Genomic DNA, 16,613 nt, shown 5'->3' on the forward strand with positions numbered 1-16,613 from the left:
GTCTGCCGCCAAGCTCCCTACCTCCCCCTTGTGGGGAGGTAGGACCGAAGGTCCGGGTGGGGGTCTGCGCCAGCGAACCTCGTAAGCCGCAGCCTTACCGCCGCCCAAACAGCCGCTCGATATCGGCAAGCTTGAGCTCGATATAGGTCGGGCGGCCATGGTTGCAGGTGCCGGAGCCCGGCGTCGCCTCCATCTGACGCAGCAGCGCATTCATCTCGTCGGCCTTGAGCAGTCGGCCGGAACGCACCGAGCCGTGGCAGGCCATGGTCGCCGCGATTCTGTCCAGCCGGCCTTTCAGCGTCTCCACCGTGTCATTGTCGGCGATCTCGTCGGCAAGGTCGCGCACCAGCTGCTGAACATTGGTTTCACCGAGCATTGACGGCGTCTCGCGCACGGCGACGGCACCGGGGCCGAAGCGCTCAATGCCCAGGCCGAAGCGGGCAAGCGTTTCGGAGTGAAAGGCGAGCCGCTCGGCATCCTCTTCCGGCAGGTCGACGATCTCCGGCAACAGCAGCATTTGGGACGGCACCGCGCGCGAATGGAGTGCGTTCTTCAGCGCCTCGTAGACCAGCCGCTCATGCGCGGCATGCTGGTCGACGATGACCAGAGAATCCCTGGTCTGGGCGACGATGTAGTTCTCGTGCACCTGCGCGCGGGCAGCACCGAGCGCCGTGCCAAGCAGCGTCTCAGATGCTTCATTGTGCCCGGCCCGCGCGTCGGCGCTGTGCAGCGGCCCGGCATCGAACGCCGCCTGGTCGTTCTCGCGAAACCCGCCATTTCCAACGCCGTCAAACCCCATATCGAGCGGCCGCTGCGGCGAGCGGTCGAAACCGGCGAAGCCGGAGGCGCGGGAAGCAGCCTCGTAACTGCGATGGCCGTTGGCCGGTCCAGGATGCGCGTAGGAGGCGGCACCCGGTCGGAACGCCGCCATCATCCCGGCAGCCCCCGTGGTCGCGGCGCGGATGCCGGCATTGGCCAGCGCCTCGCGGATGGCGCCGACGATCAGCCCGCGCACCAGTCCGGGGTCACGGAAGCGCACGTCGGCCTTGGCCGGATGGACATTGACGTCGACGATGGCCGGGTCGAGCGTCAGGAACAGCACGGTCACCGCATGGCGATCGCGCGGCAGCACGTCGGCGAAGGCGCCGCGAATGGCGCCGGCGATCAGCTTGTCGCGCACCGGCCTGCCATTGACATAGGCATATTGCTGCAGCGCGTTGGCGCGGCTGAAGGACGGGATCGAGACATGGCCGGCAAGATGCACGCCGTCACGCATCGCATCGATGGCAATGGCATTGTCCGGAAAGTCGGCGCCCATCACTTGCGCGACACGGCGCAAGTGGCCTTCCGCACTGTCATCGGTCGCCGGTAATTCGAGCGTCGAGCGGTCCGAGCCGGCCAGTGTGAAGCGCACGGAAGGGAAGGCGATCGCGATGCGTTTGACCACATCGCTGGTCGCCGAGCTTTCGGCGCGCTCGCCCTTCATGAATTTCAGCCGCGCCGGCGTGGCGAAGAACAGGTCGCGCACCTCGACCGTGGTGCCGCGATTGGCCGCCGCCGGCTTGACGGCGGATACGCGGCCGCCCTCGATGCCGATTTCGGCGGCGCTGTCGCCCGACGCCGTGCGCGAGCGGATCGACAGCCGCGCCACCGAACCGATCGACGGCAAGGCCTCGCCGCGAAAGCCGAGCGAGCGGATGTCGTGAATGTCCTCGGCGAGCTTCGAAGTGCAGTGGCGCGCGATCGCCAGCGCCAGCTCCTTTTCCGGAATGCCGGAGCCGTCATCGGTGACGCGGACCAGGTTCAGCCCGCCGCCGGCGGTGACGATCTCGACCCTGGAAGCACCGGCATCGAGCGCATTCTCGACCAGTTCCTTGACCACACTTGCCGGACGCTCGATGACTTCGCCGGCGGCGATCTGGTTGATCATCGTTTCGGAAAGCTGGCGGATGGGCATGGGAACACTATAGGCGGATTCGTGGGCTGTCGGGGAGGGGGAAATCGAGGAGGACGAACAGGCGGCAGAATGAAGACGGTAGCGATCCTTCGCGCCCCCCTCTGTCCTGCCGGACATCTCCCCCTCAAGGGGGGAGATTGGCCTGTCACTTCGGCTTTCGCCAATCTGCAATGTTGCAGGTTGGGCGGAGCGCCGAAGCTGCCAATCTCCCCCCTTTTGAGGGGGAGATGGCCGGCAGGCCAGAGGGGGGTGCTGTCCCGCCAGCGTCAAGGCGGTTCCGCCCTCAAGCCTGCGCGGCCAGCCAATCCCTTACCTTGCGGGCATTGTCGCTGAGTTCGCGGTTCTTCGGCCAGATGATGTGGAAACGCGTGCCGGTTCTCATCACATGGCTGGTGGCGCTCACCAGCAGGCCCGATGCCAGCAGCCGCTCGGCAAGGTGGCGCCAGCCGAGTGCAATGCCTTGCCCCTCCATCACCGCCTGGATCACCAGCGCGTAGTCGTTGATACGCAAGCCGCGCCCGGCCTCGGCCTCCTTCAGGCTGGCCCCGGCGGATTGGAACCATTCTTCCCAGCTCGCAGCCTCGCGAAACGGCTCCTCGAGATGGATGAGGCGGTGTGATGCCAATTCCTCGACGGTCTGCGGCAGGCCGAACTTCGCCACATAGCTGGCGCCGGCAACGGGAAATATCTCCTCGTCGGCCAGCGGCAGGCAATGATAGTCCGGCCATTCCCTGGGCTCGCCGCCGCGCACAGCGAGCGGAATGCCCTCGGCGATAATGTCGAGATCACGGTCGGCGGTCTGGATGCGCAGGTCGACGCCCGGCAATTCGTCGCGGAACTGCTGCAGCCGCGGCATCATCCAGAACGAGCCGAAGGCGGTCGACGCGGCAAGCGTCACATGGCCGCCGCTCGCCTGCAGGCGCAGATCCTCCGCCGACTTACGGATATGTGAGAGCCCCAGCGAGACGTCGGCATGAAAGCGCTCGCCGGCCTCGGTCAGGCTGACCTGCCGGTGGCGGCGCTGGAACAGCTTGGCGCCGAGCTTTTCCTCCAGCCCGCGCACCGCATAGGAGACGGCGGCCTGCGTCATGCCGAGCTCGCGCCCGGCGGCGGTGAAGCTCGACAGGCGGCCTGCCGCCTCGAAGACGATCAGGCTGCCGGCCGAGGGCAAGAGATGTCGCAGGCTTCGCATAAGCAGAGCTTATACAAGAGATCAGGATTTTCCAGCATCACAGTCATATTTCGTCTCGCTAAGTTGGCTGCTTGGGGAGGATGGAGTTGCCATGAGCGCACCGGCCGTTGAAGTGACCGAACACACCAACCGCCGCGGCGGTGGTCGCCTTGGGCGCAAGGCGCTGCGGGGCGCACCGATAGCGTCGTTTCCGACTCTGGTCCGCCAGATTCCCACCTATCAGATGGTCCCGGACGAGGCGGTGGAGCTGATCCATCTGGAATCGCTCTCCATCCTCGAAGAGGTGGGATGCGAGTTCCGCGACGACGAGGCGATCGCGATGTGGAAGGCGGCGGGGGCCGATGTCTCCGAGACACGCGTCCGCATCGACCGCGCTCTTCTGATGGAACTCGTCTCGAAGGTTCCGCCGGAATTCACGCTCAATGCAAGGAATCCGCAGCGTTCGGTGCGCGTCGGTGGAACCAACTCCATCTTCGTGCCGATGTACGGCGCGCCTTACGTGCGCGATCTCGACAACAACAGGCGCTACGGCACGCTCGCCGACCTCAACAATTTCCACAAGCTCGCCTATATGGCGCCGGCGCTGCACTCGTCGAGCTCGATCATCTGCGAGCCGATGGAAATTGCGGTGCCGAAACGTCACCTCCACATCATCCATTCGGCGCTAAAGCACTCCGACAAGCCGTTCATGGGTATCGTGACCTCCAGGGAACGAGCCGAAGACACGATGGCCATGGCAGGCATCGTGTTCGGCGAGGATTTTGTCCGCGACAACCCGGTGCTGGTGTCGATCACCAACTGCAACTCGCCGCTGGTGTGGGACGCCACCATGCTGGACGCGATGAAGGTCTATGCGCGCCACAACCAGCCGCTGATTCTGGCGCCCTTCGCCCTGTGCGGCGCCTCGACTTCGGCCTCCGCCGTGGGAGCGGTCGCGCAGGTCAATGCGGAAGCGCTGGCCGGCGTCGCCTTCACACAGTTGCTGCGTCCGGGTTCGCCGCAGATCTACGGACAGTTCATGGTGACAGTCGACATGAAGACCGGCGCTCCCATGGGCGGCACGCCGGAAGCCGCCCAGATGATGTATGTGATGGGCGCACTGGCGCGGAAATACCGGCTGCCCTGGCGCACGTCCGGCTTCCATGTCGGCTCGAAGCTGAACGACGCCCAGGCGGGCTACGAGGCCAACATGCTGATGCATGCGGCCATTCTTTCCGGCGCCAATTACATCTGGCACTCCGCCGGTTGGCTCGAGGCCGGCCTGACCTGCGGCTATTCGAAATTCGCCACCGACTGCGAACAGCTTGTCGGCTGGTACAAATATGCCGGCGGCCTCCCGTTCGACGATTTCAAGGAGGCCATGGCGGCGATCCGTGAGGTCGGGCCGCAGGGCCATTTCCTCGGCACCCAGCACACGCTCGACCACTTCCAGTCCGCCTTCTTCATACCAAGCATCATGGACTTCAATTCGTTCGAACAGTGGAAGGCCGAAGGGGCAAAGGACCACGATACGCGCGGCCGCGAAAAAGCGCGCAACATGCTCGCCGACTACGAGGAGCCGAAGCTCGATGAGGGCATCGCCGACGGTCTCAAAGATTTGATCGCGCTGCGCGAGGAGAAGCTGCCGGACAGCGTTAGTTGATGGACAGGCGAAGATCTGACGGAACCGTAAGGGAGGAAAAAATGACACTCTTCAGGAGCAATGGCGATCGTGTGCCGAGCGCCATCGAGGCAATGGCGAAAGAGACGCGCGCGGGTCGCATAGACCGGCGTGAGTTTCTTGCCTTGGCAAGCACCTTCGGTGCATCGACGGGCCTTGCCTATGGCATGATCGGTCTTGCCGTGCCGAAACAGGCTTTGGCCGAGGAGGCGAAGAAAGGCGGAACGCTGCACATATCGATGTCGGTGAAGGCGCAGAAGGACCCACGCACTTACGACTGGGTGGAACTGGCAAACATTTCACGCTGCTGGCTGGAGCCGCTTGTCCGCTACACCCGCCAATTCACCTTCGAGCCGGTTCTGCTCGAAAGCTGGGACGTCAACGACGACGCCACCGAATATGTGCTGCATGTGCGCAAGGGCATCACCTGGAACAATGGCGATGTGTTCAACGCCGATGACGTGGTCCATAATCTGACGCGTTGGTGCGAGAAAGCTGCCGCTGGCAATTCCATGGCCGCGCGCGTCGGTGCGCTGATCGACGCAAAATCCGGCAAGGCCAGGGACGGCGCGATCACCAAGGTCGACGACAACACGGTCAAGCTGAAGCTGAACGAACCCGACATCTCGCTGATCCCGAACTTTACCGACTATCCGGCGTTGGTCGTCCACCGCAATTTCGATGCCGACGGCGCGGATCCGATCAAAAAGCCGATTGGCACTGGACCCTTCGAACTGGTTTCTTACGATGTCGGCCAGAAAGCGGTCGTCAAGCGTCGCGAGAACGGCAAATGGTGGGGCGGGGAAGCGCCGCTCGACAGCGTCGAATTCATCGACTACGGCACCGACTTCAACGCCACGGTAAACGCCTTCGACTCCGGCGAGATCGATCTCAACTTCGAGAGCCCCGCCGATTTCATCGACATTTTGGACAAGATGGGGCTGGAGAAATCCGAGGTCGCGACAGCGACGACGCTCGTTGCCCGCACCAACATCACGCACAAGCCTTATGACGACCAGCGGGTGCGCAATGCCTTGCAAATGGCCGTCGACAACAATGCCGTGCTCGAACTTGGCTATGCCGGGCGAGGGACTGTCGGTGAAAATCACCATGTCAGCCCGATCCATCCGGAATACTACGCGCTGCCCAAGAAGACACGCGATGCGGCTGGCGCCAAGAAGCTGATGGCCGAGGCCGGACAGGCCGACTTCGAGCATGAACTGATCACCGTCGAGGACGATTGGCAAAAGAACACCGGCGACGCGATCGCCGGCCAGTTGCGCGACGCCGGCATCAAGGTGAAGCGCACCGTGCTGCCGGGTTCGACCTTCTGGAACGACTGGACGAAATATCCCTATTCCATGACGATCTGGTACATGCGCCCGCTCGGTGTCCAGGTGCTGGCGCTCGGTTATCGCACGGGCGAAGCCTGGAATGAAACGGCGTATTCGAATCCCGATTTCGACGCCAAGCTCAAGCAGGCGCTCTCGCTCATCGACGTTGAGAAGCGGCGCGAGGTCATGAAGGACGTCGAGCAGATCCTGCAGGATTCAGGCGTCATCATTCAGCCGTTCTGGCAGAAACTCTACAGCCACATGAACAAGAAGGTGAAGAACTACGCCGTCCACCAGACTTTCGAGATGGATCTCCAGAATGTCTGGCTGGACGCCTGAGTGAACTGCCGGCTCAAGAACCTCTGACAATGGACGAGGATTTCATGGGCCGCAAAAAAGCCGGCACACAGGATTCGTGGTATGGAACGGTCCCCACCACGAAAGCCTGGAGATTAACGGATGAGACTGACTGTGCTTGCCGCCGCCCTCTCGATCGCAGCACCCGCGGCCGCCCTGGCCGGGCCGGCATCCAATGCGGTGAAGTTCTTCTACGTGCCCGAGGTCAAGTTCGAGGCCGACGAGCAATACCGCGATCGCTTCACCGAGCCGGTGACCAAGCTTTTCGATCTCAACGACCAGGCTATCAAGAACAATCCGGACGAGGTCGCCTGCATCGACTTCGATCCCGGTCTCGACGCGCAGGACTATGACGAGAAGACGGTCGCCAAGACGCTCAAGCTGTCGGAAGCGGTGGATGGCGACAGCGCCAACGTGACGGTGACCTTCAACCTCTTCCCGGAAGGCGATGATTCCAAACGTGAAATGGTCTGGTCGCTGAAGAAGGTCGATGGCAAATGGAAGGTCGCCGACATCGCTTCCAAATCCAGCGGCTGGACGCTCAGCGCGCTGGAATGCATGCCCGGTCCGACGGCGGAGTGATGCAGTGCTTGGTCGCCTTGTCCTGGCATTCTCGTTGGTCTCGATGCTGGCTGCCGGGCTGAACGGCGGCGCCTTGGCGCAAGGTCTGTTCGGCGCGCCGCCACCGAACGCGCCGTCCGGCGACGCCGGCAATGCGCCGGCCGACACGTCGCCCCCACCGGCGACAACGGCGCCGACACCGGAACCAGCAGCGCGCGTGCTGCCCGGCTCGCCGACCGCCGTGGTAAAACCGTTCTACGAGCATCTCGGGCTGGAGCTCGACCCGGCCGAGCGCAAGAATTTCATCGACCCGGCCAGGACCGTCCTCGACAAGAGCGATGCGCTGCGCAAATCCGGGCAGGGCGAGTGCCTTGATCCCAACATGGCGCTCGACAACGCCGACTACGACAAGCTCGCGATCGACAGGAGCCTCAAGACCATCGAAGCGATCAATGGCGACGAGGCCAAGGTGGTCGTCGCCTTCTTCGTCGAAGGCAATGCGCACCGTCTCGAATGGAAGCTCAGGAAGGTCGGCGGCGACTGGAAGATATCGGACCTTTTGTCGGTGACCGGGGAATGGGCGCTCAGTCAATACCAGTGCGAATAGGGAAGCGATGAAGATCACCAATATCCGCGTCACTCATGTCAATGTCCCGCTCGACGCGCCGTTCTGGTGGACGGCCGGTCTTTATGGCGGTGCCTCGAAATCGATCATCGAGGTCGAGACGGACGAAGGCGTGGTCGGCCTGGGTGAGGCGCCGTGGTGGCATTTCGGCGAGGTGATCAAGGCCGAGATCGCGCCGGCGTTGATCGGCGCCGATCCGCTCGATATTGCCGATTGCGAGGCGCGCTGCGTGCCGCCCTGGCAGATCACCGCCAACACCGGCGAGAATGCCGCCTCCGTGGCCTTCGGCGCCGTCGAACTGGCGCTGTGGGACATCCGGGGCAAGGTCTTCAGCATGCCGCTCTACAAGGTGCTTGGCGGCGCCGTGCGCAAGGACATTCCTTTTTCTGAATATTTTTCCTTTCGCGCCGCCGCGCAGGGCGGGGCAGGCGGCGAGATGACGCCCGAAGCGATTGTCGATTACTGCCTCAAGATGCGCGAGGAGCATGGCTCGACGATCTTCGAGGGCAAGCTGATCATGGGCGATCCCGAGCTCGAGATCAGGACCGTGCGCATGCTGCGCGAGGCTCTCGGCGACAAGGCGCAAATCAAGCTTGATTCCAACATGCAGTGGTCGCTGACATCAGCGCGCTGGGTGCTACGCGAGATCGAGCCGTTCAACATCCGCAACTACGAGGATCCCGTCGCCACCTTCGAGGAGATGGCGGCACTTCGCCAGCATTCGCGCATTCCATTCTCGACCCACGTGCCGGATCTCCGGCGCGCGGTCGCGCTTGGCGCACCGGACTATTTCGTCTGCAATTTCGCCGCTCTTGGCGGCCTGTCGAAGACGCTGAAGTTCATCGCCGCCTGCGAAGCGATGGGCAAGGGCTTCTGGTGCTATTCGAACGATCTCGGCATCATGACGGCGGCCTATCTGCATGTCGTGGCGGCAACGCCATGGATCACCGAGGCGTCACAATCGCTGTTTGCCTGGCAGATCGGCGACGTTGTCAAGGACGGTCCGTTCCGGCAGAAAGCCAACACGGTACGCGTGCCGGAAGGTGACGGGCTAGGGGTCGAGCTCGACCCGGCGGCGATGAAGCGCTGGGCCGCGCATTTCGCCGAGCACGGGCCGATGCATCATTTCAGCGATCCGAACAATCCCGGCCGCTACCGCCGGCTGCCGCTGAACTGACGCCATGGACTTGCGCGACAGACCCGGCTCAACCCCGCCCGCGATAGGGCGCCACGCCGGTGTCGGGCAGCCAGACGCCTTCCGGCGGTGCCCCGGTCTGCCAGAACACGTCGATCGGAATGCCGCCGCGCGGATACCAGTAGCCGCCAATGCGCAACCACAATGGTTTCGTTGCCGCCACAATGCGGCGGCCGATCATGACGGTGCACTCCTCATGGAAGGCGCCATGATTGCGGAACGAGGTCATGAACAGCTTGAGCGACTTCGATTCCACCAGAAGCGCATCAGGGGCGTAGTCGATGACGATATGGGCGAAATCCGGCTGTCCGGTGACCGGGCAAAGCGAGGTGAATTCCGGGCAGGTGAAGCGCACGATGGCCGGCGGGCCGTCGGCGCGCGCAAATGGCACGGTTTCCAGGATCGCCGCGTCCGGGCTCTGTGGCGTCTCGACATGCGCGCCGAGCTGGGTGAGGGTTTTGGTGTCGATCATGGGCGGGTTCCTTGGATTTTGTCGCGCTCATTAGCATCGGACCGAAAAGTGCGCAGCGGTTTTCGGATGAATCCGATGCGTAAAATGGAAGCTGGAGCAACGCGCGCTGCTCCGACACAATTTGAAACCGCAGGAAGACGATGACCAGCAACGATCCGCTCCTTCAACCCTACCAGCTCAAGCACCTGACGCTGAAGAACCGCGTCATGTCGACCAGTCACGAGCCGGCCTATTCCGAGGACGGCATGCCAAAGCAGCGCTACCGGCTCTACCATGCCGAGAAGGCCAAGGGCGGCATGGCGCTGACCATGACCGCCGGTTCGGCGATCGTCTCGCGCGACAGCCCGGCCGCCTTCGGCAATCTGCATGTCTATGACGACCGCATCGTGCCATGGCTTGGCGAGCTGGCTGACGCGTGTCACGAGCATGACTGCAAGGTGATGATCCAGATCACCCATCTCGGCCGCCGCACCGGTTGGAACAAGGCCGACTGGCTGCCAGTGCTGTCCGCTTCGCCGGTGCGCGAGCCGGCGCACCGCGCTTTTCCCAAGACCATCGAGGACTGGGACATCGAGCGCATCGTTGCCGACTACGCGGCGGCGGCGCAGCGTTGCCAGGCAGCCGGCCTCGACGGCATCGAATTCGAGTCCTACGGCCATCTAATGGACGGCTTCTGGTCGCCGGCCACCAACCATCGCGACGACGAGTTCGGCGGCTCGCTCGACAACCGCCTGCGCTTCACCAACATGGTGCTCGATGCGGTGCGGGCCGCGGTTGGCGAAAAGTTCGTCGTCGGCATCCGTATGGTTGCAGACGAGGATTTCGAAAAAGGCCTGTCAAAGGAGGAGGGCGTCGAGATAGCCAGGCGGCTCGCCGGCTCCGGCAAAGTCGATTTCCTCAACATCATTCGTGGCTCGATCGAGAGCGACGCGGCGCTGACCAAGGTTATCCCGGTGACCGGCATGCGCTCTTCGCCTCATCTCGACTTCGCCGGCGAGGTGAGGGCGGCGACGAAATTCCCGACCTTCCATGCGGCACGGATCTCCGATGTCGCCACCGCGCGTCACGCCATCGCCACCGGCAAGCTCGACATGGTCGGCATGACCCGCGCTCATATCGCCGACCCGCATATTATCCGTAAGGTGATGGAGGGCCGCGAGCACGAGATTCGGCCTTGCGTCGGCGCCACCTATTGCCTCGACCGCATCTATGAGGGAGGCGAGGCGCTGTGCATCCATAATGCGGCGACCGGCCGCGAGGCCGAGATCCCGCACATCATCGTTAAAACCGCTGGCCCGAAGCGCAAGGTGGTGATCGTCGGCGCCGGCGCCGGCGGGCTGGAGGCAGCGCGCGTCGCGGCCGAGCGTGGGCATGATGTGACGGTGCTCGAAGCATCAAGCCAGGCCGGCGGGCAGGTACGGCTGGCAACGCAGAACCCGCGCCGCAAGGAATTGATTGGCATCATCGACTGGCGGCTGGCCGAGCTCGACCGGCTCGGTGTCGAGATCCGCTACGACACCTGGGCCGAGAAGGACGACGTGCTGGCGCTGTCGCCGGACGTGGTGGTGGTCGCCACCGGCGGCCTGCCGCAGAACCCACCGCTGGCGGCCGGCGACAACCTCGTCACCTCAAGCTGGGACATCATGGCCGGCAGCGCCAAGCCGGCCGAGAACGTGCTGCTCTATGATGACAATGGCGGCCATCAAGGCATGGGCGCAGCCGAGATCATTGCCAACAGCGGCTCGAGACTGGAGCTGGTTTCACCCGAGCGCTTCTTCGCCCCTGAAATGGGCGGCATGAACCATGTCCCCTATATGCGCGCCTTCCAGGAAAAGGGCGTCACCGTCACCATCAACACGCGGCTGCGCTCGGTACGGCGCGAAGGCAACCAACTGATCGCCGAACTGGCTTCCGATTTCGCCGACGGCTGGCGCGGCGAGCGGCGGGTCGATCAGGTGGTGGTCGAGCACGGCACCGCACCGCTTGATGACCTGTACCTGGCGCTGAAGCCGTTGTCGAAGAATGGCGGCGCGGTCGACTACGAGCGACTGGTCAGCGGCGGCGATATTTTCCCGGAGCGCAATCGGGAAGGCGGTTTCGTGCTGTTGCGCATCGGCGACGCGGTCGCCTCGCGCAACATCCACGCCGCCATCTACGATGGCATCAGATTTGGATTGCGGATCTGAGGACTGTCGACTGGTGGCGCGCAGCCGAACCCCCGTCCGGAGAGCCACCAGGGTACTTCGGTCCGTTCCGCGCACCGCGCACGCCGCCGGCCTGTTGCCGGACACCGTACGATCTTGTGACCTGTGAGGGCGAGGCGCTCAAAACATCCTGGCAGTCGCCATGCAGAGCACGGTGATGACCAGCAGCCCGCCGGCGATGCGTTCGCCTTTCGTCATTTTGGCGCGCAACTGGCTTTCCGTTGCCTGGTCGGCGCCGGCCAGTTGTCTGCTGGCGGAGCCGACCAACGCCCCCTGGACGCCGGCGGCGATCAAGGCCGCCACGATGCCCAGCGCCAGCACCTTCTCCATCGACCCGAAAACGCCTTCATGGAAAAAATACCACAGCAGAATGCCGGTGAGGAAAACCAGGCCGGCCGCCCCCATCTGCGGCCGGAAGAACCGTTCCGCCCGTATATCTGGGTCGCGGCCAACCGCGATGGTGGTGCCGGCCCAGAACACGCCGGCCAAGACGTGAAGGCCGAGGACGACGATGTAGACATATTGCATGATCGCTTTTCCTCTTGTGCCCGCCGCCTCTAAAGTTAGATATCGAATGATTCGATGTCAATGTATCGAGTCAAGTTCCGCTGATCCGATTGTTGCTCTAGTGTCGAATCATGACACCCTTTGACCGTCCGCCAGTCGGCATGAATCTCGCGCGCACCGCCAAGCTGGTCGCGCAGGCTTTCGACGCTGCGCTGGTCGAGGCCGGCGGCACGCTGCCGATCTGGCTTACCCTGCTGTCGATCAAGTCACGCGAACTCGCCAACCAGCGCGAGCTCGCCGGCATGATCGGCATCCAGGGCGCGACGCTGACCCATCATCTCAACGCGATGGAGGCGCAAGGCCTGCTGGCGCGGCGCCGCGATCCGGACAACCGCCGGGTTCACCAGGTCGCGCTCACCGGGGCCGGCGAAGCGATGTTCCTCAAATTGCGCACCGCCGCACTCGCCTTCGACAAGCGGCTGCGGGCCGGATTGCCTGACGAGCGGCTGGCCGAATTCGCGGAAGTGCTTGCGGCTCTACGCGCCAATGTGGAAGTCTAGATGAGATCAGGTTTCGTCAAAAAGGCCGCGCCCGTGCAATCTCAACTCTCCCGCGTCGCCGATACGCGTTTGACACATCCGTGAACAATATCGACACCGACGCACTCGCCACATTGATCGCGATCGTCGACGCCGGCGGTTTCGGCGCTGCCGCGCACAGGCTGGGTCGAACCCAGCCCGGCGTCAGCAACACCATCGCGCGGCTTGAGAACAAGCTCGGCAAGAAACTCATCAACCGGTCGCGACGTGGACCGCATCTCACCGATCATGGCGAGTTGCTGATCGGCTACGCGCGCCGGATCGTGGCGATCCAGGACGAGGCGCTGGCCGCGCTGCAGCCGGAGGCACTGGCTGGGCGGGTTCTGGTCGGAATGCCCGACGACTATCTCGGTGTGTTTGGAACGCCGCTGATCGAGCGCTTTGCCGCCCAGAATCCGCGCATCCAGGTCGAGATCCAATGCAATTTTTCCAGTGAGCTCGAAGGCTCGGTGGATCGCGGCGACATCGATATCGCGATCATCACCCGCGACGTGCACAGTCTTGCCGGAGAATTCCTGCGGCACGAACCTCTGGTCTGGTGCGCCTCGCCGGACGAGACGCCGGAGCTGCTGGATCCCTTGCCTCTGGCGCTTTTCCCGGAAAAGTTCTGTCGTGCCCGCCCGCACATCGTCGACGCGCTTGACCGGGCAGGGCGTCCGTGGCGCGTCGCCTGGACCTCGTCTCATCTTCCGTCCATCCAGACGGCGATCAGCCTGGGCAAGGCGGTGACGGCGCTCCCCGCATCGGTGATTTCGCCCATGCACAGGCGGCTCGGGTCAGAAGACGGCCTACCGGAATTGAAGCCCGTGGAACTGGCGTTGCTCTTGCCAAATGGCGCCCGCGCCGCGGTGCGGCGCATGGCAACCTTCATCCGCACGGAGTTCCGGGCGCTCTGAACGCGCCGATACCGGCACCTTAGAGCGACGCGGCAGCAACGCGGAACATGCCGATCATCTCCTCGATGATTTCCTTGTCATGCGCCGTCGACAGATACATCCGCCCGAAGGGTGACGGCATTGCGAGCAATCCCGCACGGCGCAGCGCCGCATGCAGATCGAAGGAGCGCCGCTCGTCGGCTTTCGCCGCGGCATCCCGGTAGTTTTTCGGTGCCGCGTCGCTGAACCACACCGTGAAGACGCTGCCATATCCGCTGGTGGTGACTGCCGTTCCGGCATTGGCGAAGGCCTGCTCAATACCAAGCCGAAGACTGTCGCCCCGCGCGACGAATGCGGGATAGTCCTGCCTGGCGAGCAAGGCAAGCGTCGCGGTCACGGCCGCGGTTGCGACCGGATTTCCGCTATAGGTACCGGCACGCGCAACCTGTCCATTCTCGCTGAGCGCCATGATTTCAGGCGTTCCGACCACGGCAGCCACCGCGATGCCGCTGCCGATCGCCTTGCCCACCGTGGCGAGGTCGGCTTCGATCGCCATGGCTTGTCCGGCAAGGCCGAAATGGGTCCGAAAGCCCATCAGCACCTCGTCGAGAATGACCATCGCGCCGTTGCGGCGGGCGATCGTCTCAACATGCTTGAGATATCCCGGCTCCGGCAGGATGCAGCCGGCATTGGCGAGCATCGGTTCCATCAGGACGGCGGCGATATCGCTGGATTCCGCGAACAGGCTTTCGACATCGTCGAAATCGTTGAAGCGCAGCAGTGTGGTGTCTCTTTGCCAGGGGCGTTCGTTTGCACGCATTTCGGCTTCCGCCGAACCGGCATTGCCGAAGGCAACGTCGTCGTACCAGCCGTCGAACCCGGCCGCCATCTTGGCGATCCGGCTGCGTCCCGTCGCTGCCCGGGCGAGCCGGCAGGCAAGATGGACCGCCTCGCTTCCAGTGTTGGTGAAGATCGCGCGTGACAGCGAACCAGTGGCGGCCGTCAGGGCTGCTGCTGCCTCTTCCTCGCCCGCATGGGCGAATGCCGGCATCGGACCGTCCAGAAGCGCCCTGGTGACGGCATTGACGACGACCGGATGGGCATGGCCGAGGACGGTCGCGCCAAAACCGAGGGCCGTATCGATATATCGGCGTCCTGTCTGATCCCAGATATGAGGACCACGGGAGCGCGAAGCCAGCAAGCTTGTCCCGTCGACGATGGGCAAGGCGCGACCGGCACTGGATATGCCCCCGACGAGATGGTTCATGTCAGTACTCGCTTCGATAGTTCAGAAACCCAGAAGCCGCGGCAGCCATTCCGTGGTTCCCGGGACGAATGCGATGAGCAGCAGGCAGATGTTGCTGGTGATGAAGAATGGGATCAGGCGCCAGGTGACCGCGTTGACGCCGATCTTGGCGATGTTGCAGACCACGAAGATGTTCGTTCCCACTGGTGGCGTGAACAGGCCGATGCCCAGGGCGACGGTGAAGATCAAACCAAGCTGGTAGGGAGCAAGGCCCGCATCGATGCCGATTGGATGTACGATGGGCGCAAGGATGATCAATGACGGGCCAAGATCGGCCCAGGTCCCGACGAAGGTCAGCAGCAGCAGGATCAGCAGTATAGTCACCGTCGGGCCGGCGCCTGACGCGGAGAGCAGGTCAGCGCTCCATTGCGGGATCTGCTCGACCGTCAGGATCCATGAGAACGGCGTCGACACAGCCATGATGGTCATGATCGCGCCTGTCATGCGCACGGCTTCGATGCCGACTTTCCAGGCAGCCGCCCAGGTGAGTTCACGATAGAGAAGCCCGCCGACCAGCAATGCCCAGACGACGGCGACGAACGCCGCTTCCGTTGTCGTTGCATAGCCGGTCAGCATCGAGCCAAGCACGACGATCGGCATCAGCATCGCGGGCAGCGCTCGCAGCAGGTGCTTCGAAAAGCTTTTTACCGTCGGCCGCGTGTCCGACTTGGGAAACCCTTCCCTGACGCCCACCCACCACGCGGTCAGCATGAAGGTGATGGCCAGCATCAGCCCGGGAATGATGCCGGCGGCAAACAGGCCGCCGATCGAGGTGTTGGTCAGGACGCCATACATGATCATCACCACGCTTGGCGGGATGATGATCCCAAGCGTGCCGGCCGCGGCCGTCACCGCCGCGGCGAATGCCGGCGGGTAGCCGCGCTCCACCATGGCCGGGATCATGATCGAGCCCACGGCGCCGGTGTCGGCGGTGGCCGAGCCGGTGATGCCGCCATAGACCATGCATGTGGCGACATTGACGACACCAAGTCCGCCGCGGACCCAGCCAAGCAGGTCGTCCGCGAGGTCGATGATGCGTCGCGTCAGTCCGCCCTCGTTCATGATGCCGCCGGCGACCAGGAACAGTGGGATGGCGGCCAGCGAGATCGAGTCGGCGCCACCATAGACCTGTTGCGCGAACCAGGATGGCGGTAACGGAACCAGACCGAAGAAGATCACGGCAAGCGTCGAGACCGCGATCGCCCAGGCAACCGGAACGCCGGTGTAGAGCGTCACCGCGAAGATGCCGAAGAGGACAAGCAAGGTCATGCGCGGATCACCGGAACAGTCGCACGATGCGGGCGATCGCGATGACGCAGAGGCCGAGCCCCATGAAAATTATGGTCGAATGGACGGTCCAGGATGGTATGCGCATCACCGGTGACGGCACGAAACCGGTACGCCCGAGCATGGCAAACCCGCTCCAGACCATGGCGGCCGCGACGAGAAGCAGTATCAGATTGTGATAGACGCGGAAGACCGTGCCCCGGCTGCTGGTAACGCTGTTGCCGTCGATCGAGACGTTTTCACCGGCGATCTCGGCCAGCACCGCGCCGATCGCCGTCGTCCACAGGAACAACATGCCGACGAGTTCGAACGACCAGGTTACCCCGTTGACATGCAGGTAGCGGCCGATCGCCCCAAGCCCGGTTGCCGCGATCAGCAAGACGATCACGCCCACGCCGGCCACCGACAAGGCCAGCGTCAGAAAACGCCCGGTGCGTTCCATCATGTTCGTCCTGTACGCATGGCTAGTCTCGTCGTCCGCA

The 16,613-nt window shown here is 63.7% G+C and carries 15 protein-coding genes; 8 read left to right on the forward strand and 7 right to left on the reverse strand.

Annotation, left to right across the window (positions count from 1 at the left end; all coding sequences use genetic code 11):
* Positions 1-94: 94 nt before the first annotated feature.
* Both mutL and C9427_RS00260 read right to left on the reverse strand, forming a co-directional pair.
* Positions 95-1,957 (reverse strand): DNA mismatch repair endonuclease MutL, encoded by a 1,863-nt coding sequence (mutL, locus tag C9427_RS00255; protein WP_107647241.1) that lies wholly within the window; start codon positions 1,955-1,957, stop codon positions 95-97.
* 283 nt (positions 1,958-2,240) lie between these two features.
* Complete coding sequence (locus C9427_RS00260) at positions 2,241-3,149, reverse strand: LysR substrate-binding domain-containing protein (RefSeq protein ID WP_107647242.1); 909 nt, start codon at positions 3,147-3,149, stop codon at positions 2,241-2,243.
* A 91-nt stretch (positions 3,150-3,240) separates the two neighbouring features.
* Between C9427_RS00260 and C9427_RS00265 the strand changes: the two genes are divergently transcribed.
* The 5 genes from C9427_RS00265 (at position 3,241) to C9427_RS00285 (ending at position 8,863) form a co-directional block, all read left to right on the forward strand.
* On the forward strand, positions 3,241-4,791 hold the full coding sequence (locus C9427_RS00265) for a trimethylamine methyltransferase family protein (RefSeq protein ID WP_107647243.1): 1,551 nt from the start codon (positions 3,241-3,243) through the stop codon (positions 4,789-4,791).
* A 41-nt stretch (positions 4,792-4,832) separates the two neighbouring features.
* Positions 4,833-6,482, forward strand: a complete 1,650-nt coding sequence (locus C9427_RS00270; protein WP_107647244.1) for an ABC transporter substrate-binding protein — start codon at positions 4,833-4,835, stop codon at positions 6,480-6,482.
* Positions 6,483-6,602: 120 nt separating this feature from the next.
* Positions 6,603-7,082, forward strand: a complete 480-nt coding sequence (locus C9427_RS00275; RefSeq protein WP_107647245.1) for a DUF3828 domain-containing protein — start codon at positions 6,603-6,605, stop codon at positions 7,080-7,082.
* A gap of 4 nt (positions 7,083-7,086) precedes the next feature.
* Positions 7,087-7,668 carry a hypothetical protein gene (locus tag C9427_RS00280; protein ID WP_167434196.1) on the forward strand — a complete coding sequence of 194 codons (582 nt, stop codon included), beginning with the start codon at positions 7,087-7,089 and terminating at the stop codon, positions 7,666-7,668.
* A gap of 7 nt (positions 7,669-7,675) precedes the next feature.
* Complete coding sequence (locus C9427_RS00285; RefSeq protein ID WP_107647246.1) at positions 7,676-8,863, forward strand: mandelate racemase/muconate lactonizing enzyme family protein; 1,188 nt, start codon at positions 7,676-7,678, stop codon at positions 8,861-8,863.
* Positions 8,864-8,891: 28 nt separating this feature from the next.
* On the opposite strand, the gene queF is transcribed toward C9427_RS00285, so the two are convergent.
* A complete protein-coding gene (queF, locus tag C9427_RS00290; RefSeq protein WP_107647247.1) occupies positions 8,892-9,353 on the reverse strand; it encodes a preQ(1) synthase in 462 nt (153 codons plus the stop codon).
* A 140-nt stretch (positions 9,354-9,493) separates the two neighbouring features.
* On the opposite strand from queF, the gene C9427_RS00295 reads away from it, so the two are divergent.
* Positions 9,494-11,539, forward strand: a complete 2,046-nt coding sequence (locus tag C9427_RS00295) for an oxidoreductase (protein WP_107647248.1) — start codon at positions 9,494-9,496, stop codon at positions 11,537-11,539.
* Positions 11,540-11,677: 138 nt separating this feature from the next.
* Here the strand turns inward: C9427_RS00295 and C9427_RS00300 are convergent, their stop codons facing one another.
* Positions 11,678-12,085 carry a hypothetical protein gene (locus C9427_RS00300; RefSeq protein WP_107647249.1) on the reverse strand — a complete coding sequence of 136 codons (408 nt, stop codon included), beginning with the start codon at positions 12,083-12,085 and terminating at the stop codon, positions 11,678-11,680.
* Between the two features lie 110 nt (positions 12,086-12,195).
* On the opposite strand from C9427_RS00300, the gene C9427_RS00305 reads away from it, so the two are divergent.
* Both C9427_RS00305 and C9427_RS00310 read left to right on the forward strand, forming a co-directional pair.
* Positions 12,196-12,624: a MarR family winged helix-turn-helix transcriptional regulator gene (locus C9427_RS00305; protein ID WP_107647250.1), complete on the forward strand. Its 429-nt coding sequence runs from the start codon at positions 12,196-12,198 to the stop codon at positions 12,622-12,624.
* 80 nt (positions 12,625-12,704) lie between these two features.
* Complete coding sequence (locus C9427_RS00310; RefSeq protein WP_107647251.1) at positions 12,705-13,559, forward strand: LysR substrate-binding domain-containing protein; 855 nt, start codon at positions 12,705-12,707, stop codon at positions 13,557-13,559.
* Between the two features lie 19 nt (positions 13,560-13,578).
* Here C9427_RS00310 and C9427_RS00315 read toward each other — a convergent pair whose 3' ends face one another.
* Genes C9427_RS00315 through C9427_RS00325 form a run of 3 tightly spaced genes read right to left on the reverse strand, consistent with a single transcriptional unit; the run spans position 13,579 to position 16,576 of the window.
* Positions 13,579-14,805: an aminotransferase class III-fold pyridoxal phosphate-dependent enzyme gene (locus C9427_RS00315; protein WP_107647252.1), complete on the reverse strand. Its 1,227-nt coding sequence runs from the start codon at positions 14,803-14,805 to the stop codon at positions 13,579-13,581.
* A gap of 21 nt (positions 14,806-14,826) precedes the next feature.
* A complete protein-coding gene (locus C9427_RS00320) occupies positions 14,827-16,113 on the reverse strand; it encodes a TRAP transporter large permease (protein WP_107647253.1) in 1,287 nt (428 codons plus the stop codon).
* Between the two features lie 7 nt (positions 16,114-16,120).
* Positions 16,121-16,576: a TRAP transporter small permease gene (locus C9427_RS00325; RefSeq protein ID WP_245436932.1), complete on the reverse strand. Its 456-nt coding sequence runs from the start codon at positions 16,574-16,576 to the stop codon at positions 16,121-16,123.
* Positions 16,577-16,613 lie beyond the last annotated feature (37 nt).

This window comes from Mesorhizobium helmanticense (assembly GCF_003034915.1).
GTDB classification, from domain to species: domain Bacteria; phylum Pseudomonadota; class Alphaproteobacteria; order Rhizobiales; family Rhizobiaceae; genus Mesorhizobium; species Mesorhizobium helmanticense.